This window comes from Dactylosporangium sp. NPDC006015 (genome assembly GCF_040614215.1).
In the GTDB taxonomy this organism is placed as follows: Bacteria; Actinomycetota; Actinomycetes; order Mycobacteriales; family Micromonosporaceae; genus Dactylosporangium; species Dactylosporangium maewongense.
In genome coordinates this window covers 275094-295755 of the sequence record NZ_JBEXUD010000011.1, presented here as the reverse complement: position 1 = coordinate 295755, position 20662 = coordinate 275094, and the positions used below count along the sequence as shown (strand labels likewise).

Genomic DNA, 20662 nt, shown 5'->3' with positions numbered 1-20662 from the left:
ACCTGCCGCCACGCGCGGATCCGCTGGTCCAGCGCGCGGACCAGGACGGCGAGCCAAGGTCAAAAATCAAGTTAGGCCGGGCGACGGATGATCAGGAGGACGACGTCGTCGTCGACCCGGTCGGTGACGGTGGCGGACAGGTCGTCGCACAGCTGCACGGCGGTCAGTTGCTGGCGGCCGGTCAGCGTGGCACGAAGGGCGGCAATACCGGCATCCAGACCGCGGTCGGGACGCTCGACCAGGCCGTCGGTGTAGAAGATCACGGCGGTGCCGGGCGCCAGCCGCAGGCGGTGGTGGGTTCTGCGGGCCGCGACCCGGGCGCCGAGGATGATCTCGGCCGGCGTTTCGAGGACGGTGACGGTCCCGTCGGGGCCGAGGAGCAGCGGTGGCGGGTGCCCGGCGTTGGACCAGTGCAGTTCGTACGTCCCGAGGTCGACGTAGCCGAGGATGACGCTGGTGAGCGTGTCGACGCCGAACCGGGCCATGGCATCGTCGAGTGCGGTCAGGACCCGGTCCGGGGGTCCGGGCAGCGCCGAGGCGATGCCGCGCAGAAGGCTGCGGATCTGGCTCATGGCCGCGGCGGCCTCGCGGTCGTGTCCGGACACGTCGCCGACGGTGACGGCCAGCCCGCCGTCCGGCAGCAGGAACGCGTCGTACCAGTCGCCGCCGACCCGCGCACCCTCGGAAGCCGGGTGGTAGCGCACCGCTACGTCAAGATTGTCCGGTTGGGCCGGGTTGCTGAGCAGGCTGCGTTGCAACGCCTCCGCGATCTCACGCTCGACGGCAGCGATCCGGCGGGCGGCGGCCCGGCTCAGACCCTGCACCAGCGCCGCCGCGACCAAGCGGAGAAACCCGCGGTAGGCCTCGTCGTCAGGCAGGTGCGGGCTCAGCCCGGTGATCAGGTCCAGACCGTCGGCCAGTGGGATACGGATCGGCCCGTCACCAGCGCGGTCCAAAGGGCTGTCGCCCACTGGCCGCAGGTCCACGTCGGGCAGGTCATCCGGATCGGACCGTAGGACGGGCAACGCCCGCGCGAGCAGCTGCGGGACGGTGTCGATGTCGCCGATGCGGTCGGTGAGCCGGCCGAGCAGGTCCAGCCGGCGTCGGTCGATCACCTGCACGGTGGTCTCGGAGGCGATGTCGATGACCCCCTCGATCACGCCGTCGGGGCCGCGCACGGCGGAGTAGGAGAAGGTGAAGTAGGTCTCCTCCGGGTACCCGTGCCGGTCCATGTACAGCTTCATGTCCTCGGCCCAGGTCGCCCCACGGCCGGCCAGCACCGACTCCAGCAACGGCCCGATCTCTTCCCAGATCTCGGCGAACACCTCCCGTGCCGGAGCGCCGAGCGCCGCTGGGTGCTTGTCACCGATCATGTCGACGTAGGCGGCGTTGTAGACCATCACGAACTGCGGACCCCAGAACAACGTGACCGCGTTGCGGGTCTGCAGCAGCAGGTCGACCGCGCCCCGCAGCGTCGGGCTCCACGTGGACACCGGCCCGAGCGGTCCGCCCGCCCAGTCGACGTCGAGGTACGCCGTACGCAACGGCCCAGCGGCCTCGAACGGATCGATCACCCGCCGAATGTATGCCAGCCGGGCGTACAGACCCGAACACCCATGCCGATCAGGCCACGGCCATCAGCAGTACGCGCTCGCACCTGCCTGACGTGTGAACACCCGCTCGATTGGACAACGACTGACCAGCGACACCGACAACACCTGATGCGAAGGAGCCGACCGTACTCGGCGTACAGACAACTGGCCGCGAACCGCATCCGGGGCAGCACCAGCACTCCGGCGGGCAGCAGATCGCGTTGCAGCGCGTTGATGAGCTCACAGGCCTGCTCGTGGCGGCGTTCCGCCTCGGCCGCCTGCTGCTGGGCGGCCTGCCGTTCGCGTCCCCCGCCCGGTGGCGGCGGTCAGGACGACCGTAACCCGGTAGCCTTCCCCTGATGACGACGTCACGTACGGCTGCGAGCTGTTCGGTCACCTCGTCGGTACGCGCTCAACGACCCGTTGCTGTTCTTCGCCATCTTTGACACGGCGGGGCACGAGCTACGCGCCGGCCTCGGCACCACGTTGGTGATGTCGGCAATCCGCGCCGCCCGGCGGGCCGGTGCCGGATTGGACGCCATGGCTCGGGCCGCCGACCAGGCGCTCGAAGAGCACCTGGCCGGACTGCGGTTCACCACAGCGGTCCTCGCCGAGCTCGACCTCGCCAGTGGGTGTCAGCGCTTTATCAACGCCGGCCATCCGCAGCCGTTACTGATCCGGCACGGCAAAGAGGTCCGCAGCCTTGTGAGTGGCCGGCGGATGCCCCTGGGGCTCGACGACTTGCAGGTCGAGATCGCCGAGGAGATGCTCGAGCGGGGTGACCGGCCGCTGCTCTTCACCGACGGCATCACCGAAGCCAGGGACCGCACCGGCGAGCTGTTCGGCACCGAACGGCTCATCGACCTGGTACAACGCACCGCCGGACAGAGGCCGGCGCCTGAAGCGCTGCGCCGGCTCTGTCATGCCGCTCTGTCACAGGCTGAATCGTTCATCCCTCGCCCGTGCGCTCACGCCAGTCGCGCATCGCGTCGCGGATCTTGTCGAACACCGCGGTCGGCGGGCCGACCATCAGATTGACGACCGCGGACTCCCCGGCCGCCGGATGCGGGCGTGTCGGCACGACCGCCTCGGCCGCCTCGAACGCGGTCGCCATCCGGCGCAGCCGGTCAATGTCGGCGCGCTGACGCAGCTGCGAGAACTCCTGCTGCTCCTCCTCCATGGCATGGGCCACCACCGACTCGGCCAGAACGCTCAGGTGCTGGTCGAACTCCGGATGATCGATACCTAGGTCGTAGATGTCAGCGAGCGCCCGCTTGGCCTCGGACTCCTCCTGAAGCCGTTCGCCGACCACCTCCTTGCCGTTGGGAATCAGGTCACGCGCCGCCGGATGTACGACCACTTCCTCGGCGTTCTCGTGCACAGCCAGCATCCTGACCAGATCGTGGAACAGCTCCTCCTTCTGCTTCCCCCGAGCGGAGCTGACGCGCGTGAACATCTGCTTGATCTCGGTGTGCCTGGCGAGCAGGATCTCCACGATGTCGCGCGCCTTCGACGGTTCGCTGATCGCCTGGGTGACATCGTTCGGTGAGGCGAACCGCTCGCGGGAAAGGTCCCGGAGGGTCCGCATGACATTTTCGTTGGCACCGTGGTCGCGAGCCTGCTCGACGAGGTGCTGTTTGTCCGTCGGATAGTCCACGTCGCCGAGATAGCGCTGGACCTCGATCGCGCTAGCAGTCATGGTCTTCCGCTACCCACCGCGGCGTGGTCCAAGCCCGGGCCACGCCGCGGAGTCGGCTCTCACCGGGACCGGATGAATCCGCGTTTGCGCAGCTCAACAGGAGAGTGCCCGGACCGCAATCATCCCGTCCGTACGCACAGGGAGTGGCGATGTCGACCGACGCGATCGTGATGCTCAACGACGACCACAGGCACGTCAAGCGGCTGTTCAAGGAGTTCCGGGCCGCGCAAGACGGTGCTGCGGAGCCCAAGCCGAAGATCGCCCAGGAGATCCTCGAGGTACTGACCGAAGGAAGTGCTGGAGTCGTCCGAGCAACATCACGTCGCCGATGTGCTGTGCTTGGAGCTGTTCACCATGGACCCCGACGACGAGCACTTCGACGCGAAGGTCACCGTGCTCATCGAGAACGTCACCCACCACGTCCAGGAGGAAGAGGACGAGTGGCTCCCGAAGGTCCGTGAGGGCACCGATGACACCCACTGAGCCCGCCGCCCTCAAGAAGGCGCTCGACGCCGTCTGCGTCTGAGCGTCGCGTCGTCTGCCACCAGGACCAGCCGACGAGTCCGGTCCGTCCTTGCTGTGCAGGAACCGTCGGTCGGTGGACTCATCGGTGTCTTTGCGACCGCTTCTCCGGCAAGCGCGTCGCCGGATCACTCCCGGTGATCGTGCTTTGTGCTGAGTGGTACGTTCCGGTTTCCAGCCGTCGGGCCAGCGCCCGCGACAATGCGGTGGTGAACGCCAGCTGGGGATTCCGCACCACGGAGGAGCAATATCGAGGGGGTGACCTGGCGTGCAGTGGTCCGAGGACGTCGCAGCGGCGCGGTGGATCGTCGAGAGACTGCATCCGTTCGCCCAGGATGTCGGCAGCCTGGTTCCCGAGGCGTTCGCGGCATACGCGCGGATCCGCCATCCGGACGCCGGTACGCTCGACCGGCCGCAACTGGACGCGCTCCTCGAAGTGCTCCCGCGGCACGCACCCGAACCGGGATCGTGTTGGTTCGCCATCTGGGACGGGTACGCCTGGCTGCATGGGCCTCCCGCGATGACCGCGCTGACCCGCGACGGCAGTGCTGATCCACCGGCGTGGCTCACTCCTCCACCGGCAAGGATCCAGATGCCATCTCGTTCCTTCGCGCTGTACCGCGGCGGGCTCGACGCCGCGCGGGCACTGTGGGATCTGTCGTGGGAGCAGAGTCCCAACCTGTGGTGGCCCGACGACCACTCCTGGTGCGTCGCCACCGAGATCGACCTCACGTCGACCTATCTGGGTGGCCCGGCCGCACTCGTGCGCGAACTGCTGGACGACCGCCGGATCAACGCGCAGCCGGCCCGCCCGGGCGACCCGATCGGTGCCGGCGCGTAGCCAGGTCAGGCATAGCACGGACCGTCGGGCGCCGCGACGATGTCGTGCACTGCTGTGCACATTCCTGTTGGTCGGCGTCACTGCCGTGATCACCCGGCAAGCCGATCGGCGATCTGGGTGAGGCATTCAAGGGCCTCGCCGGGTGATCACCGCGTTGGCCGGCTCCTCCTGACAGCGTCCCGGTTGGGTCATCAATGTGATGATGGCGGCCCGCTGAGCTCCCACGCTTCCCCGGACACCTGAGCTGAGGCGACACCGGTCGCCGAGGAACGAGTTCGGATGCCCGCACCACACCGCCGGGAGTTCCGTCAGCGCTTGGGGGGAACTGGGCCCGGCTGCGGGAAAGGTGTCCGCGCGGCCGGTGCGCTGGCTGGGCGGACCGCCCCGGTGTTCGTGTCTGCGTGCACCGAACCCTGATTGCTCAAGATCGACGAACGTGGCTAGAGCAACAGTGTGCTCGATCTGCCCAGAACGCACCCCACCGCACGCTCACGCGTGCCCATGATCACTCGGAACCTACAGATCAAGGTCGCCGGGCAGGACCCGGCAGCGGCCGCGCCCTACGGATGCCTCACTCCTCGCCAGGAAGAGGACTCCCACCACCGGCACACCGCCGTGCTGATAGGTCACGCCTGTTGAGGCCCCATCGTGTCCGGGTTCAGAACCACGCAACGACCCAGCCACCACGGCGTGGCCCTCGGCGCACCCGCCGCATCCCAATCCGGGCCGCCAGCGCCGGCGTCGTCACCGTCGCCCGCTGTAACCTCACTCCCGCCAGCCACGGCTGCGACCGTGACGGGTCCCCACCCACACCCGGCTGCGGCTGGATGCCCGCCAGGTCGCTACGCCGGTTCGACGGGCAGCCAGAGCTCACGGGCTGCGGTGCTGAAGCCGTTCGTAGGCTCGAGCACCGCGACGATCTCCGGACCTGGCCGCAGTCGCCACGGGTTGGAGGGGAACCACTCGGCTGCGGCCGTGGCCCAGGTCTTCTGCAGGGTCTGCGGATACGGTCCCGCGTCCCGGATGACAACCCATCTGCCGGCCGGGACCTCGATGATGTCGAGGCCGCCGGGGACCGGCGTATCCGGGGACACGGCGACCCCGTGAAGGTAGGTCAGCTCACTGCCCTCGGTGTAGTCGGGGTCGAGATCGTCGCTGACCGCGAGCAGGCCGCTCGGCTCAGCGTTGCCGAGAGCCTTCAAGCGCAGGTGCTCCTCTGTCGGCAGTGCGGTGATGTGCTGCTGGATATGCGGGTTGACGCCTTGGTGGATCAGCGGCACACGGGCGGCGTGCCCCACGAGCCGGAACGCGGGATGGTCGACGATGCGGGTGTCCATGTGTTCGTTCCCTTCGACGGTCAGGCGGAACTTGAATTGTGGTTGTGCGAAGGGGTCTCCGTCGCGGCGCACATCACCAGGGCCAGCGCCGATGACCGCCCGGAATGCTCGCCCGGACGCCTCGGTCGGGCCGCATCCGTGCCGAATGCCGACATTCAGCCGGTCTTGCTCACCTCGGACGACGTCGGCGAGTCGGTTGAGCGCCGAGATCATCAAGCCTCCTTCTGGCATCAACCTTGGTCCAAGGCACACCGGTCACGCCCGATCGCTGTGGTCCGATCCGATCGTGCGCCTTCGCTGTTGCGGCACATCCGATAAAAGCGGTGCGGAAAGTGTCGGGTGATCGGGACCAATGTCGCCGCACGATGGGGGCGTGGATGACACAACCTTGGTATCCCGCTTTCTTCGCGACGGCTTCGTGAAGGTGAAGGGCGCCGTCGCGCCGCGTGTGGCTGCGGACTGCGCGCGGCTGCTATGGCGCGAGACGGGCTGCGAACCGGACGATCCAGCAACGTGGACGCAGCCCGTGCACTGGGTATCCGGCATGGCGCAGGGGCCGTTCGCCGCCGCACCCAACTCCCCGTTCCTCCATCACGCGTACGACCTGCTCGTCGGCGCGAGACGCTGGGAGCCGCGCTATTCACTGGGCACGTTCCCGCTGCGCTTCCCGCACGAAATGGAGCCGGACGACGCGGGCTGGCACATCGAGGGGAGCTATCTGCCGGAGGGCGAGAGCTGGTACTTCACAAATGTGCGCTCACGGGGCCGGGCGCTGCTGATGCTGTTCTTGTTCAGCGAGGTCGGCGAGGAGGACGCCCCGACCCGGATCAGGGTCGGGTCACACCTCGACGTACCGAAGGTGCTGGAGAAGTACGGGGAGGACGGAGCGAGCGGGCTGGCCCTTGCGCCCGATCTGGTGGCGGCGTCCGACCACCGGCCACTCGTCCTCGCCACCGGGTCCCCAGGCGACGTCTTCCTGTGCCATCCATTCCTGGTACACGCGGCGCAACCGCACCATGGGGTGCGGCCGCGCTTCATGGCCCAGCCAGCGCTGATGCCGGCTACACCGTACGAACTGGAGCGGACCGACGGCGCGTACTCACCCGTAGAGATCGCGATCCGTCGCGGCCTCGGACACGACACCCCCGGTCTGGACGGGGACGGCACCAACTGCAGAGCCGGGTAGACATGGCAGGCGCAGCAGGCACCAGGCAGGGCATGGGTGGGCGACGAGCGACGGAGGCGGGGTTGGCGATGGGTCTGCGGGTGAGTGGCCGCAATGCGCGGTTCCAGCAATGGCAAGCTCTCCTCGGCAATCGGACCAAGCGGCAGCGTCGCGGCGAGTTCCTCGTGCAGGGCGTACGCCCGATCACCATGGCCATCGAACACGGCTGGCAGATCCGAGAGCTGCTCTACGACACCAGCGCTCAGCTGTCCCGCTGGGCACGCAAGGCCCTGGACACGGTCCGGGCCGAGAAGATCGCCGTCTCCCCTGAACTGATGCAGGAACTAGGCGAAAAGGTAGACACAGTTCCAGAGCTGCTGGCTGTGGCCGCGATGCCGGAGGACGACCTGCGCCGAATCCCGGTCGGGCCGACCATGCTCACCGCCGTGTTCGATCGGCCCACCAGCCCCGGCAATATCGGGACCCTCGTTCGGTCCGCGGACGCCTTCGGCGCCTCCGGTGTCATCATCACCGGGCACGCCGCCGACGTATACGACCCGAAGGCCGTCCGGGCGAGCACCGGCTCGCTGTTTGCCTTGCCCGTGGTCCAGATGCCCTCACACCAGGCCGTTCTGTCCTGGGTGGCTGACGTCCGCGCCGACGGCATCGGCATGAGCATCGTGGGAACCGATGAGCGCGGCGCCCTGGCCGCCGCCGAGTACGACTTCACGCAAGCCACGCTGACGTTGGTCGGTAACGAGACCACCGGCCTCAGCTCCGGCTGGCGTGCGGCCTGCGACCAGTTCGTCCGGATTCCAATGTTCGGGTCCGCCAGCTCCCTGAACGCGGCGACCGCCGCGACGGTCGTGCTGTACGAATCGGCACGCCAGCGAACCGCTGCTGCCCGGCAGTAGCGCACTGATCGCCGGCGGCCTCCGGCGGCTGCCACCAACCGGCACCCGCCTGCTCGCGTGGGAGAAGCTGGCCTCGGTCGCGCTCGGCGGCGGCGCATACGCCATCCAGACCGTCAACGGCCACTACCTCACCGCCGTGACTCCGGCGGCCGCGTCACCGACACGATCCACTCCAACGCCACCCGCATCGGCGATTGGGAACGGTTCCGCTTCACCTGCGGCATCTGAGGTTCCCTACCGGCCGGCGTACCCGCGGCACCGGGTGTGCCAGCCGGGCCCGTCGCGCGCTGAGTCGTCAGGACGGCGAACCCGGCCCGCCGCGGCGGTGAGTCTCCCAGTTGATCTGGGCGGTGCGCCGCTGCATCGCCTCGAGGTCGAACCGCGGGTCGCCCTCGAGGTCGAAGACGACCTTCAGCGTGGCGGGGTCGTACTTCACCCGCACCACCTCCGCCTCGACCGGCTTGCGTTCGGCGATGTAGAACGCTTGCCGGACGTGCGCCTGGAACGGTGCGCGGTCGTGCGGCCGGACCTCCAGCGCGAAGTCGTAGCGGGGCTTCTCGTTCGAGCTGAACCTGGAGTGTTCCTTGGCGGACAGCACCAGCGCCTGCGCGGCGAGCCCGTTCTTGCGGACCTTGCGGTTGTCGAACATGCCTGCACTGTATTGATCACCGTTTCCCGGCGGTCGATTCCGGCGTGTCGGTGTTGCGACTCGCGAAACCGTGAAGGCTCGCCGTGAGCGATCACAGGACCGGTTGATTCCGCCGGGGGGATCGGCCCTGAAGCGGCCCTGACGTGCGGACCCGCCGAGGCGCTCGATGTCGGATCCATCCGTCGGTGCGGACCTCCATGCCCTGTGGGCCTCGGAAGGGGGACGTGGCCATGTCCTCGGCGGACATCTGCGGGTGAACGGCGAAGATGGTGCCGTTGAAGCGGGTGGGCCTGGCGCCGTACGACTTCAGGCCCACCACCGGCTACTCCAACATGGTGTGGAGCGTTCCGACGACCGCGAAGAAGGCCAGGATCGCGACCCGCAGGCCCGGTGATGCGCCGCATCCGAGGTGAATTATGGGGTGATTCGCTGCGCCCGGGCCGCCAAGAGTCCGGCGTTCGATGCCTGCCGCCCTAGCATCGACTGGTTGCCTCTGCTCGACCGGCTCCGCCTGCCCAGCCATGCCGGAACCGATGTGTTCGACAAGAGGGCCGATTGATGCACGGACGCCTAGCGTCATGGCTGGTGCGGGTCAGCCAGCCGTCAGCCGCCGTAGGGATCGTAGTCGGCGCGGGGTTCACCGTCGTGGAGACCCTGCTGGTCGTCCCGTTGCGGCAGGTTGCTCCGATGGAGGCCCTGGCTCTCGTCTACCTGCCTGGTGTCCTCGTCGTCTCCACGGTGTGGGGCCTGTGGGCGGGTGTGGCGACGTCGGTCGTCAGCGCGCTCGCGTTCGACTACTTCCACACCCCGCCGATCGGGCGTTTCCAGACCGGGGACTGGCGGGACTGGCTCGGGCTTTCGGTGTACCTCATGGTCGCCACGGTCTCCGGTTCGCTGGCGCAGCTGGCCCGCGCGCGGGCGCTCGAGTCCATCGAACGGAAACGGGACGCCGACGCGGTCGCCGAGATGACCCGGCTCATCCTCGGCGCCGACGATGTGCGCGCCGTACTGCCGGAAGCCTCCGATCGGATCGCGTACGCCATGCGGCTGCCGTATGCGGCGATCGAGCCTGACCCGGTACCGCGGCGCGAGGACCAGATCCAGCTGCCGTTGGACCCGGGCGCGCTCGTCGTCCCCGGAGACGTCCCGGACCGTGTCCTGCGGCGTCTGCGGGACGGGGTGGTGCCCGGGCTGGCGACCGTGCTGCGGGCCGGTCGATCCTTGCAGGCGAGCCGGGCCGGGCAGCAGGCGCTCCTCACCCAGCAGGCGGCGTTACGCCGGGTGGCAGTGCTGGTGGCCAACGGCGTCGCCTTCGCCGAGATCGTCGCAGCGGTCGCCACCGAGGCGGCCGACCTGTTCAACGCGGACGCCACGCGGGTCTGGCGCTGGGACGGTCCCAGGACGGTGACCGGCGTCGCCGAGTACAACAGAGAGCCAGGATCCCAGTCGATGCTGGGCAAACAGGTCGACTTCGCCGGTGGCGTCGCGGGGCTGGTGCTGCACGGCTCCCGTCCGACCCGCATCGACTCGTATGAGGGCCGCAGCGGCCCGCTGGCCGATCTCGCCCACGCGGAGGGCATGCACGCCTCGGTCGGCGCGCCGATCGTCGTCGAGGGCCGGGTCTGGGGCGTCGTCATCGCCCTGTGGCGGCGGGCCGGCCCGCCGCCGCTCGGCATCGAGCATGAGCTTGCGAAGTTCACCGAGCTCGTCGCGACCGCGATCGCCAACACAGAGAGCCGGGCGGAGCTCACCGCGTCGCGGGCCCGGCTCGTCCACGCCGCGGACGAGGCACGCCGCGGCATCGAACGCGAACTGCACGACACAGTCCAGCAGCGGCTCATCTCACTCGGGCTGGAGCTGCGCTTCGCCGAGGCCATGATCCCCAAGGAGTTCGGCGAGGTACGGTCCCGGTTGGCGGACACCTCCGCAGGGCTGTCCGCCGCCTTCGACAACCTTCAGCGGATCGTCCGCGGCATCCATCCGGCGCTGCTCTCCCAGGGCGGACTGGTCCCCGCGGTCAAGGCGCTCGCCCGCCGCAGCGCGGTCCCGGTGGCGGTGCACGACGGGCTGAACCATCGCCTGCCCGGCAACGTCGAGGTCGCCGCCTACCACGTGATCTCGGAGGCGCTCGCCAACTCGGCCAAGCACGCCGACGTCTCGGAGGTCTCCGTGAAGATCGACGTCATCGCCGACGAGTCGGCGATGGACGAGTCAGCGCCCGGCGAGATCCTCACCGTGACCGTCCACGACGACGGCACCGCCCGCGCGGACCCGAACCAGGACTCCGGCCTGGCCGGCCTGCGCGACCGCGTCGAGGCGCTCGGCGGCACATTGACACTGACCAGCCCGACCGGCTCCGGCACGTCCGTCAACGTGAAGCTGCCCATGGGCGGCCAAGGCCGGCAGGGTGTGGAGGCCGACCAGTCAAGCGGTGGAACGTGACGGAGCAGGGCGCAGCGACATGGCCGCCGAAGCTGCTGGTGGCCTTGAACCCGGCCGCGGCGACGCCCACCCTGCACGGCGGTGACGGTACGCAGGACCACGGACTGCTGATCGGCCTCCTGGGCGCTACCGGTTCGTAGAGTTCAGCGCCACAATGACCGTAAACTGCGACATCGGCCAACCCGCAACGGCTCAGGGACGCGAGGTCATGGCAGACACTGGCGCATACGGCGAAGCCGATCTTCTCATCGCTGATGACGAGATGCGGGTGTGGATCTGTCCGGTCATCGCCCTGGGAGAGACGCTGCTCGTGTCCCTGATGGTCGAAGGTGCCGACCCGCTCACCCTGACAACCCCGGCAGCCAGGCCGACCGTCGCATTGGCCGCCCGGCGGCCGGGGGAACGCTGGACGGAATGTCGAAGCACCGCCAACGGCGGCGGCACCGCCGACACAGCAATGATTCGGTACGCGACGTTTCAACGCCCGTCACGCGAATCCATCACCCAAGTCCGGGTGGACGTGCGATTCCAAGGAGCCAGCGTCACCCGCACAATGACGCTCCACAGCTCAGACCCGCATCCTCGATAGCTGCAGCATGCCGTGTCCGCTGGCAGCGGACCTGCACGTTGGCCGATACGGCCAGGCAGCAATACCAGTTCCCGGCATCCCGCCACCAGGCCCGTAGCGACGTCAATCGCCTCGGTACGGCGCTAAATAGCAGCATTTGCGGCAGTACGCTTGATCCGAGCAGGACTGTCTTAGCTCGACAGTGCGATGTCATCGCCTCCCAGCTGGCGCATTTCCCGTCCCGGCGGCGGTGTGCTGGATGGAGATCTGCGGTGAAGGTACACAGGTGGGGTTTCGGGCATCGGCCGTCCTGGTCGGGGTTCCTCGGCGCCGGGCTCACCCGCCAGGTGGTCGGGCTGTGCACGGTGTTCGCGGTGGCGTTGAGCGCGATCCTGGCCGTGATGCTGACCGCGGTGGCGAAGCTGGATCAGGAGGTTCGATCGGCACGCAGCTCGCAGGCCGCGCTCATCAGCGCTGGGCAGCTGCAGTCCTCCGTGCTCGCGGTGGCGAGCGCTGAACGCGGCTACATCATCACCCACGATCCACGGTTCATGCAGTCGTGGGAACAGGCTCGCACGGCGATCCCGCAACAGACCACCCAACTCGCCGGCTCCGTCCTGGGAGATCCGCGGCAGCAGGCCCGCGTCCAGCTCCTCAACCAGGAGATCACCGCGTACATGAGTGAGGAGTCCGCACCGGTGGTGGTCGGGGTCCACCCCGGCGGCCCAGCGTCTGACCCGGTCCATCTGGTCGACAGCCAGCAGCGTCTCGATGAGATCCATACCGGATTCGCGCAGTTCCACGCCATCGAGTTGCGGGCCGCGGCCCGACAGGCGGCCGGCGCCGACGTTGCCACCGTGTGGGCACGGGCCGTGGCCGGCGCCGGCCTGGCCGGCTCCGTGCTTGTCATGCTGATGTTCGCAACGCTCGTGAACCGCGGGATCGTTCGACCGGTGCGCGCGGCGGCCGGGATGGCCGATCAATTGGCCGGCGGCGCCCTGTCCACCCGGATGCCTGAAGACGGTCCGCACGAGATCGGCAGCCTGCAACGTTCGTTCAACACCATGGCCACGTCGTTGGAAAGCCACCGTGACGACCTCAACCGGTTTGTGGCCGAGCAGCGCGCCCTGCGGCGGATCGCGACCCTGGTGGCCCGCGCATCGCCGCCGCAGACCGTGTTCAGCGCGGTCACCGACGAGGTCAGAGAACTCCTGGGAGCCGACCTGACGATGCTGTTGCGGTACGAGCTGGACGGTGCGGCGACCGTCGTCGCGGCGTGCAGCCCGCATGACATTCCCGTGGCGGTCGGCACCCGCACGATCCTGCCACCGCACGGAGCAGCCGTGCATGTCTACACCGAACAGCGGCCATGCTGGACCCGCGTCGGCGAGGGAACCTGCGTCGCCGACCCGTTCCTGTCCCAGTACGGGATCAAGGTTTCCGTGGGCGCGCCCATCGTGGTCCAGGGCAACCTGTGGGGGGTGCTGATCGTCATGGCCTCAAGCGACGAACAGCTGAGTCCGGACGACGCCCCGCGGACCGCCGCGTTCACCGACCTCGCCGGCCTGGCCGTCGCGAACCTCCAGGCCCGCGCCGACCTGGCTGCCGCGAGCGTCCGCATCGTCGAAGCCAGCGACCAGGCCCGCCGCAAGGTCGAGCGCGACCTGCATGACGGCACCCAGCAACGGCTCCTCGCGCTTCTCCTGGGTTTGCGCCAGCTCCAGGCGCGGACAACCGCCGAGCCACCGGGGCTGGCCGACGAGCTCGCGACGATCAACGCCGACCTGGCCGGCACCCTCGACGAGCTCCGGGAACTCTCCCACGGCATCCACCCGGCGATCCTGACCGAACGTGGCCTCGAATCCGCCCTCAAGACCCTGACGCGCCGCTCACCGGTGCCTGCCGAACTGCACATCCACCTACCGTCCCGGCTCCCGCCCAACATTGAGACCGGTGCGTATTACATCATCGCCGAAGCGTTCACCAACACCGCCAAACACGCGAGCGCCTCATACGTGTGCGTCACCGTCACGGCCGACGCACACACCCTGCGGCTGCGCATCGAAGACGACGGCGTCGGCGGAGCGGACCCGAGCGCCGGCTCCGGCATCCGCGGCCTCGACGACCGGGTGACCGCCCTCGGTGGCAGCAGCCGGCTCACCAGTCCACCCGGCCAGGGCACGACGCTGCGGTTCACCATCCCGCTCGAACTGACAACCGTCGACAACCCCACCCAGACTCGCCGACCGCCTCCCGGGACCGCACCCGGCGCGAACGGCGAGTGACCGGACATCGATCTGGGTACCTGCTGAAACCACGCCCGAGCCGCAGCTGAGCCAGCACGCCTACCACCAGCTCAACCAGGTCGGCCTGCACCTGGTGCACTGGGTCAACCACATCAACCGGCTCCTGTCCGCCGACCTCGCCGCCGTCCGCCGCCACGACCAGCGCCACCGCGCCCAGTTGCACGAGCTCACCACCCGCATCGAGGCGACCCGGCAGCGCGCCGACCGGCTGCAGTCGTGCGCCCGCGAGGCCGCCACGCTGCCCAGGCAGCGCACCCGCTGCGCAGGTCCGCACCCTACCTATGCTGGCACCATGTTCTCCAACGCGGACCTGCCGCTGTACTACGAATGGCACGGCGAGGCCCGCGCGGACCGCCGGCCGCTGCTGCTCATCCACGGCGGCGGGTCCACGATCGAGTCGAACTGGGGCCGGCTCATCCCGCTGCTGCGCGACTCCCGCCGCCTGCTCGCCGTCGAGCTGCAGGGGCACGGCCGGACCGGCGCGGGCGAGGGGCCTGCGTCGTTCGAGCGTTCCGCCGACGGCGTCGCCGCGCTGCTGGCGGAGCTGGGCGTGGGGCCGGTCGACGTGCTCGGCTTCAGCAACGGCGGCCAGGTCGCCATGCAGCTCGCCGCGCGCCACCCGGCGGCGGCCGGCCGCCTCGTCGTGGCGTCGGCGCCGTTCCGCCGCGACGGCATGATCGACGGCTTCTGGGAGGGCATGGCCGGTGCGACGTTCGAGCACCTGCCGCAGGTGTACCGCGACGCCGACCTCGCGGTCAGCGGCGACCCGGCCCACGCCGAGCGGATGTTCGATCTGGACCACGAGCTGATGCTCACCGGATTCACCGACTGGCCCGACGCCCTGCCCGCCGCGATCGCCGCGCCGACCCTGGTCGTCGTCGCCGACCGGGACGTGGTGCGGGTCGAGCACGCCGCGCGCCTGGCCGCCCTGATCCCCGGCGCCCGCCTGCTGGTCGTCCCCGGCAACCACGGCGACTACCTGGGCGAGCTGGCCGCGGCGAGCGACCCGGGCCCGCTGCGCCGCACACTGCCCTTCATCGAGGACTTCCTGGCCTGACGCGCCGCTGGCGCCTACTCCCCCGCGACGGCGGTGTCGAAGCGGCCGGCCAGCTCAAGAAACGCGTCCCCCCAGCCGCTGGAGATCGCGACCTCCTGGATGGGACCGGTCGGCGCGAAGAGGATCGACAGCCCCACGGGTGTACCGCCGGCCAGGACCGCGGCCATCGCATTGTCGAACTCCTCGACGGCGGCCGCCGAGTCCACAAAGGACGACCAGGTGAAGTCGTTGCCGGGCCGGGCCAGCAGCGCCCGCGCCGCCTCGAGCACCCGCACCAGCTCGACACGGCTCACGACGCCTGCCCGGCGCGGCAGGCGTCGAGGATGTCCGGGCGCAGCAGGTGGCCGAAGCCGGCCCGGTCCAGCCGCTGCACCAGGCCCGGCCGGTCGGTGCCCAACGCGGCGGCGGTCGCGTCCAGGTCCCATCCGGTGGCGGCGAGCCGGGACAGCAGGTGCCCGCGGCGGGTCTGTGCCGCGGACAGCCGGAACGTCTTGAGGTACGCGACGGTGCCGTGCTCGTCGGTGATGACCTCGCCGATGTGGTTGTCCAGTGCCGGGTCGAACGGTGGCAGGAACCGCGACAGCGTGAAGCGGCCCATGCGGTACACCGGCCGCGTCGTCCCGGCCGTCACCGTGAACATGGTGTCGTCGTGGAACGCCGACCACTGCGCCGCGACCCGGGACAACTCGGCCTGCAGATCGTCCACGGTGGACACCGCGGCGGCGTCGAGCGGCTGGTGGAAGTCCGGCACGGCCGGGAAGAGGTGCGCGTACTGGTACAGCAGCTCACCGTAGAAGTCGCGCAGGAGCGTCGGGTGCAGGGCGCGGTAGTCGGCCGGGTGCGGCACGGCGAAGACCGCGGCGAGCGCGTCGGCGAGGTACAGCACCACGCCGCACTGCGTGGGGTGGATCTCGAAGATGCGCAGGGCGTCGTCGAGGCCGGTGATCGAGGCGCCGCAGTAGGCCTCCTCGACCCGCGGCGACAGGCCGTGCGTGACGGCCCGGTGGGTCCACTCCTGCCAGGCGATCGGCGGCCCGCCGAACTGCAGATCCAGGAAGCCTTCCAGCGCCAGGTGCAGCGGCAGGAAGCGCAGGCGGCGGCGGTCCTCGCGGCGGGCGAGCCGGCGGCGGAACCGCAGCCCGATCGCCCGCGGCAGGCCCGGCTCCCGCGGGTCGATCAGCTGAGTGCCGTACGCGGCGGCGGGTGAGCCGTCGGACGTCCACGTCGCGACGAACGCGTGCGGCACGTACGCGACGTAGGCCTCCCGCGGCGACAGCTCCACCACGGACAGTTCGTCCTCGTCGTGCAGCCGGGCGTGCAGCCGCAGGTCGGTGACCGGCTCGTCGCGCAGCAGCGGTACGAGCCGGACCGCGCCCCACGTCTGGGCGGGGCCGGCCCGCAGACCGGCGATCATCGCAGGAATCCTTCCACCAGATCGTCCAGGTACGCGCGCAGCTGCGCGAAGGTCGCCGTCCCGGTGGAGAACCGGGCCAGCTCGACCAGGGCCGCGGCGTCCTCCGCGTCGCGGACCCCGACCGTCGCGACCGTCGGCGCGAGGCGGCGCACGTCGAACGCCTCGCCGTCGTACACCGGGTTGAGGTGCACGATCGACGTGTGGCCGGCCGGGTCGAGGCGCTCCCGCCACACCCGCAGCACCTCCGCGGCCTGCCCGGGCGGCGCGTTGTCCCAGCCGTCGGAGACCACGACGAGCCGGTCGGGGCGCAGCCGCAGCCCGTCGAGGAGCCGCTGGCCCAGCGGTGTCGCCCCGATCGGGTGCACCAGCAGCGGGTCGCCGGTGTGCGCGAGCCAGACCGTGTGGTGCCGCGTGGCGAGCGCCTCCAGCAGGTAGTGCATGGCCAGGGCGACCGCGAGGGGCCGGCGCCGCTTCACGCCGGAGCCGGCGGCGGAGTAGCTGTCGTCCAGCACACCGACGACGGTGCCCCAGGTGCCGGCCCGGCGTCCGGCCGCGCGCCGGGCGGCCGAGCGCAGCGCCGCGGTCAGCTCGTCGCGGCGGCGGGCACGCTCCGGCCGCGGCAGGGACAGCACGTAGACGGCGAGGCGGGTCAGCGGGGTCCGGTGGAGGTCGACCTCGACCCGTACGGGGGCCTTGCGACCGGCCCGGGTGGCGGTGTCCTGCAGCCGTAGCCGCTCCAGCCCGGTCAGCTGCGGGCCCACCTGCCGCAGCAGCCGGGCCCGGTCGATGCGGTGCATGGCGGCGAAGCCCTCCGCGACCGTGTACGGCAGGTCGAACACGGCACGCTGCTCGTAGTGCGCCCGCCGCCACGTCTCCAGGATCGGGGTGGCGTAGCGCTTGGGCCGCCGCCAGTCGAACAGCATCGTGCCGACCTCGTCGGGCAGCCGCACGTGCGTGTGCCGGACGGCGCCGGCCAGGTGGCGCCGGTACTTGACGGCGTCGAAGGCGATGTCGGGCCGGCCCGCGACCCAGTCCCGCACGATCGCTCGGGTCCGCCGGTTGTTGATGCCTTCCGCCCGCAGGGTGCGCAGGATGCGGTACACGCGCTGCGGCGGCAGCGTCCGCAGCCGCGCGGCGATCAGGGCGCCTTCCAGCTTCCGTCGTGGCAGCGGTACCTCCTGCGCCGTGCGCAACAGGTTGAGCACGACGAGCCCGGCGTTGAAGTCGTTGACATCCAGGGCGAGCGTGGCGGCGTACAGCTCACGGTAGTTGACGAGCACGTACTCGTGCAGGAACGCCAGTGACAGCCGCTGCTGCGCGGCGCCGGCGTGGAACTCCCGTTGCCCGGTGGACGTGACCGCGGCGTTGACGAACATGACGACGTCCTCGCACGCGACCCGCTCGGCCAGGTCCACGGCCCCTCCCCCACGTTGTCGAGGGCCGGTCGGGGAGTTCGCCGCGCGAACTGCGAAGCATCGCTTCAGAGGCGGGTTCCGGAAGTCGCACAGACAGTCCCGCGACCGGCCCTGGCCAGGATAACGTCACGTTCGCCCGGCCCGCGCGCCAGTTTCATCGCCGGCCGGGCCGGCCGGCGCGCTTCGTCGGGGTCAGCCGGCGGGGATCCGCGGGGTCACGGCGCGGGCGGGGCGGTGCGGCGCTGCTGTGGCGCCAGTCGGGGTCGGCGAGTGCGACGGTGTCGATGGCACCGTCGAGGGTCTCGTCCTTGGAGGCGACGTGGTTGTACAGCGGCTGTGCGCGGACCGGTGGCCTGGACGGCACGGAAACCGGTGGTGTGCGGCGGGGCCGGCTGCTATCAAGGTCCCCGTGATCGCCCTTGAGCCGTAGCCTGCGCACCGACCCGTACCCGATCCGCGCCGCCCGGCGCGCCGGCGCTTCCGTGCCCGTGCGGGTGTGCCGGCCGCGACCGGGGTTCGTTCACCCGGCCGGCGCCGACGACGTCGTTCGGGTCCTGACCTTCTTCGGGCCGGCGGCCGCGTACGGGCTGCGCGGCGTCGAGTTGCGACAGCGCCCGGCAGCACCTGCCGGGCCGGCCGTCGCGGTGCTGCGGGTGCCCGGGGTGGTGCTGCTGTTCGAGCAGCCCGCGCCGCCGTGGGTACTGCCGGGCCGGCTCACCGATGCCGCCGCAGCGCGGCTGGAGCGTGCCGGTGCCCGGGTGATGGCTGGTCCGGCCGGCACGCTGGTGGACTGGCCTTCGGAGGAGGCGCTGCGCGACTTCGTGCTCTTCGACGGGCTCATGCACGAGATCGGCCACCACCGGATCCAGCACGCGGCGCGCCGGCGGCACACCCGCGCGATGCGTACCGCCGACCATGAACGCCGCGCGGACGCGTTCGCCGCGCGGGCGCGGGCCGCCTGGGCGGCGCGGTGGTGAGCCCACGCGCCCGGCTGGTCGGCGACGGCGTGGAGAACCCCGCCAACGCGCTGGCGCTCGCCGAGGCCGCGCGGATGTTCGCGGTGCCGTGCGTGTTCCGCGACAGCCGCGGCCTCGCCGGGCACGTCCCGGACCTGTCCACTGTCGACACTGAGGCGCTGCTCGGCGGCGCGGACCCGGTCGTGGCCGTGGACAACGCACCGGGAGCGGAGTCGGTGTACCGCGCCGGAACAGTCCACGGTGGAGCGTCCATCGTGGTCGGCAACGAACGCCGTGGCATCCGCCCGGACGTCCTGCGCGCCGCCGCGAAGACGGTGCACATCCCGATGCCGGGCCGGGGCGTGAACACGCTCAACGTCGCCACCGCCGCGGCCGTGGCGCTGTACTACCTTCTCGATGCGGACGGCCGTCGTCGCCCCCGCGCCCCGCGGCCCGAGTCGCACCGTCCGGCGCTGCTGCTGGCCGCCCCGCGGGACCACGTGGAGGCCGGCAGCACGCTGCGTTCCGCGGCGGCGTTCGGATGGCAGAGCGTGACGCTCGACGACCGCGAGAAAGTGTGGTTCGGCACGCCGCGCCCGGTTCGCAACGAGGCCCGCGCAGCCGCGCGCAGCCACCGCAACCCGCTGCGGGTCGTGCCGGCCGGCGACGCCTGGTCCCCGCCACCCGGCGGCCGGGTCGTCGTGTGCGGACCTGACGTCGACGGGCCGCCCCTGCACCGCACCGAGCTGACCGGCCCGGGCACCACGCTGGTCATCCCGGACGGCGACGGCTGGGAACCCGTGCCCGGCGCCGAGTTCGCCCGCGTCACCACGCCCGGCACCATCGGCCGGTACCGACTCCTCACCGGCATCGTGCTCGCCGAGGCGGCCCGGCAGCTCGGCGCCCGCACCGGCGGGGTGCCCCGCCCGCCACGGCGCGGCCTGTCGTTCGGCAGCGGCGTCGACCTGACCGTGCCGCCGGACGCCGACCTGGTGCAGCCGTGGGAGCTCACCCTGTACTGAGTGCTACCCGCGTGAAGGACGGTGTCTGACCGTCACGCCGGCTACCGGCTCGCGGCCGCCGCGACGTCGATGACGACCTTGCCGCGACGGTGCTCTGTCTCCAGCGAGGTGTAGGCGGCGCGTGTGCCGGCCAGTGGGACGGTGCGGTCCACCATCGGGATGAGCCGTCCCGCCTCTACGAGCTGCGCGATCGTCTGCAGCTGTGCCCGGTCCGGCGAGGGCCAAACCAGGCGACGCTCCGTCACGTCGTCGCGAAGATCGGATGGATGCCGGCATGCCGGCCCGCTGGGCCAGGTTTCGGCGGTGGGTAGGTGTCGTGCTCGAGGTAGTAGCGGCCGCGTCGACGTCCACGGCGGCGACCCGGCCGGCCAGGGCGCGGCCGAGCAGGTGCCCCGCGCCGCGGACCACCGTGGCCGCGACCGGTCGCCCGCCCGCAGCCGCGCCACGACCTCGGTCAGCGGCGGTGTGCCAGTGGCCCGGTGCCGCCCGTACACCGCGGCAATGGCAGGGCCCGAGACCGCTGCCTCGAGGTGGTCCAGCTGGCCGCAGCCATACGGGATCGAGCCGCGCACGGGGACGAGCAGGTGCGCCAGCTCGCCGGCGCCGGCGTGCGGTCCAGCCACCGCGGTGCCGTGCCGAGCAGGGCGCGGTCGGGCATCCGGCTTTGGCCTACAAGCATCGGCCGGCCCGACGGCGAGCGCCGGATCAGCGGAACCAGACGAACCCAGACACCGGACCCCCTCACGAACGCTGTGCACGGCGA

At 70.7% G+C, this 20662-nt stretch carries 21 protein-coding genes; 12 read left to right on the top strand and 9 right to left on the bottom strand.

The genetic code is table 11. The features are described from left to right. Positions 1–71: 71 nt before the first annotated feature. Positions 72–1574, bottom strand: a complete 1503-nt coding sequence (locus ABZ321_RS22265; RefSeq protein ID WP_354894050.1) for a SpoIIE family protein phosphatase — start codon at positions 1572–1574, stop codon at positions 72–74. A 441-nt stretch (positions 1575–2015) separates the two neighbouring features. Here ABZ321_RS22265 and ABZ321_RS22260 point away from each other — a divergent pair, with 441 nt between their 5' ends. Continuing rightward, a complete protein-coding gene (locus ABZ321_RS22260) occupies positions 2016–2630 on the top strand; it encodes a PP2C family protein-serine/threonine phosphatase (RefSeq protein WP_354894047.1) in 615 nt (204 codons plus the stop codon). On the opposite strand, the gene ABZ321_RS22255 is transcribed toward ABZ321_RS22260, so the two are convergent. Next, a complete protein-coding gene (locus ABZ321_RS22255; RefSeq protein ID WP_354894044.1) occupies positions 2542–3291 on the bottom strand; it encodes a DUF2795 domain-containing protein in 750 nt (249 codons plus the stop codon). The two genes, ABZ321_RS22260 and ABZ321_RS22255, sit on opposite strands and share 89 nt — an antisense overlap. A 339-nt stretch (positions 3292–3630) precedes the next feature. Between ABZ321_RS22255 and ABZ321_RS22250 the strand changes: the two genes are divergently transcribed. Both ABZ321_RS22250 and ABZ321_RS22245 read left to right on the top strand, forming a co-directional pair. Further along, positions 3631–3774, top strand: a complete 144-nt coding sequence (locus ABZ321_RS22250) for a hypothetical protein (RefSeq protein WP_354894041.1) — start codon at positions 3631–3633, stop codon at positions 3772–3774. A gap of 307 nt (positions 3775–4081) precedes the next feature. Beyond that, positions 4082–4654: a hypothetical protein gene (locus ABZ321_RS22245; protein ID WP_344513515.1), complete on the top strand. Its 573-nt coding sequence runs from the start codon at positions 4082–4084 to the stop codon at positions 4652–4654. Positions 4655–5496: 842 nt separating this feature from the next. Here the strand turns inward: ABZ321_RS22245 and ABZ321_RS22240 are convergent. Next, on the bottom strand, positions 5497–6204 hold the full coding sequence (locus ABZ321_RS22240; RefSeq protein WP_354894038.1) for a GyrI-like domain-containing protein: 708 nt from the start codon (positions 6202–6204) through the stop codon (positions 5497–5499). Positions 6205–6364: 160 nt separating this feature from the next. Here ABZ321_RS22240 and ABZ321_RS22235 point away from each other — a divergent pair, with 160 nt between their 5' ends. Next, positions 6365–7177 (top strand): phytanoyl-CoA dioxygenase family protein, encoded by an 813-nt coding sequence (locus ABZ321_RS22235; protein WP_344513519.1) that lies wholly within the window; start codon positions 6365–6367, stop codon positions 7175–7177. Between the two features lie 62 nt (positions 7178–7239). After that, positions 7240–8070, top strand: coding sequence for a TrmH family RNA methyltransferase (locus ABZ321_RS22230; RefSeq protein ID WP_344513520.1), 831 nt, complete (start codon positions 7240–7242; stop codon positions 8068–8070). Between the two features lie 295 nt (positions 8071–8365). Here ABZ321_RS22230 and ABZ321_RS22225 read toward each other — a convergent pair whose 3' ends face one another. Then, positions 8366–8719: a hypothetical protein gene (locus tag ABZ321_RS22225; protein WP_344513522.1), complete on the bottom strand. Its 354-nt coding sequence runs from the start codon at positions 8717–8719 to the stop codon at positions 8366–8368. 275 nt (positions 8720–8994) lie between these two features. Between ABZ321_RS22225 and ABZ321_RS22220 the strand changes: the two genes are divergently transcribed. The 5 genes from ABZ321_RS22220 (at position 8995) to ABZ321_RS22200 (ending at position 15092) form a co-directional block, all read left to right on the top strand. Next, positions 8995–9132: a hypothetical protein gene (locus ABZ321_RS22220; protein ID WP_354894034.1), complete on the top strand. Its 138-nt coding sequence runs from the start codon at positions 8995–8997 to the stop codon at positions 9130–9132. 145 nt (positions 9133–9277) lie between these two features. Further along, a complete protein-coding gene (locus tag ABZ321_RS22215; protein ID WP_354894031.1) occupies positions 9278–11161 on the top strand; it encodes a DUF4118 domain-containing protein in 1884 nt (627 codons plus the stop codon). A 208-nt stretch (positions 11162–11369) separates the two neighbouring features. Further along, the gene (locus ABZ321_RS22210) at positions 11370–11750 is read left to right on the top strand and encodes a hypothetical protein (protein ID WP_354894028.1); all 381 of its coding nucleotides are present in this window, start codon (positions 11370–11372) and stop codon (positions 11748–11750) included. A 353-nt stretch (positions 11751–12103) separates the two neighbouring features. Beyond that, positions 12104–14014 carry a CHASE3 domain-containing protein gene (locus tag ABZ321_RS22205; RefSeq protein WP_344513527.1) on the top strand — a complete coding sequence of 637 codons (1911 nt, stop codon included), beginning with the start codon at positions 12104–12106 and terminating at the stop codon, positions 14012–14014. A gap of 94 nt (positions 14015–14108) precedes the next feature. After that, positions 14109–15092 (top strand): alpha/beta fold hydrolase, encoded by a 984-nt coding sequence (locus ABZ321_RS22200; RefSeq protein ID WP_354894025.1) that lies wholly within the window; start codon positions 14109–14111, stop codon positions 15090–15092. Positions 15093–15106: 14 nt separating this feature from the next. On the opposite strand, the gene ABZ321_RS22195 is transcribed toward ABZ321_RS22200, so the two are convergent. The 4 genes from ABZ321_RS22195 to ABZ321_RS22180 all read right to left on the bottom strand — a co-directional run bounded on the left by ABZ321_RS22195 (position 15107) and on the right by ABZ321_RS22180 (position 18285). Next, the gene (locus tag ABZ321_RS22195) at positions 15107–15385 is read right to left on the bottom strand and encodes a hypothetical protein (RefSeq protein ID WP_344513531.1); all 279 of its coding nucleotides are present in this window, start codon (positions 15383–15385) and stop codon (positions 15107–15109) included. Beyond that, a complete protein-coding gene (locus ABZ321_RS22190) occupies positions 15382–16506 on the bottom strand; it encodes a hypothetical protein (protein WP_354894022.1) in 1125 nt (374 codons plus the stop codon). Before ABZ321_RS22190 ends, ABZ321_RS22195 begins: the two co-directional genes overlap by 4 nt. Next, positions 16503–17921, bottom strand: coding sequence for a hypothetical protein (locus tag ABZ321_RS22185; RefSeq protein ID WP_344513535.1), 1419 nt, complete (start codon positions 17919–17921; stop codon positions 16503–16505). Before ABZ321_RS22185 ends, ABZ321_RS22190 begins: the two co-directional genes overlap by 4 nt. Before the next feature lie 154 nt (positions 17922–18075). After that, the gene (locus ABZ321_RS22180; RefSeq protein ID WP_354894019.1) at positions 18076–18285 is read right to left on the bottom strand and encodes a hypothetical protein; all 210 of its coding nucleotides are present in this window, start codon (positions 18283–18285) and stop codon (positions 18076–18078) included. 55 nt (positions 18286–18340) lie between these two features. On the opposite strand from ABZ321_RS22180, the gene ABZ321_RS22175 reads away from it, so the two are divergent. Further along, the gene (locus tag ABZ321_RS22175; protein ID WP_354894016.1) at positions 18341–18898 is read left to right on the top strand and encodes a hypothetical protein; all 558 of its coding nucleotides are present in this window, start codon (positions 18341–18343) and stop codon (positions 18896–18898) included. Then, positions 18895–19899 carry a TrmH family RNA methyltransferase gene (locus tag ABZ321_RS22170; RefSeq protein ID WP_354894013.1) on the top strand — a complete coding sequence of 335 codons (1005 nt, stop codon included), beginning with the start codon at positions 18895–18897 and terminating at the stop codon, positions 19897–19899. The genes ABZ321_RS22175 and ABZ321_RS22170 overlap by 4 nt, the downstream gene beginning before the upstream one ends. A gap of 41 nt (positions 19900–19940) precedes the next feature. On the opposite strand, the gene ABZ321_RS22165 is transcribed toward ABZ321_RS22170, so the two are convergent. Continuing rightward, positions 19941–20522, bottom strand: a complete 582-nt coding sequence (locus tag ABZ321_RS22165; protein ID WP_354894011.1) for a zinc-binding dehydrogenase — start codon at positions 20520–20522, stop codon at positions 19941–19943. Between the last annotated feature and the right edge of the window lie 140 nt (positions 20523–20662).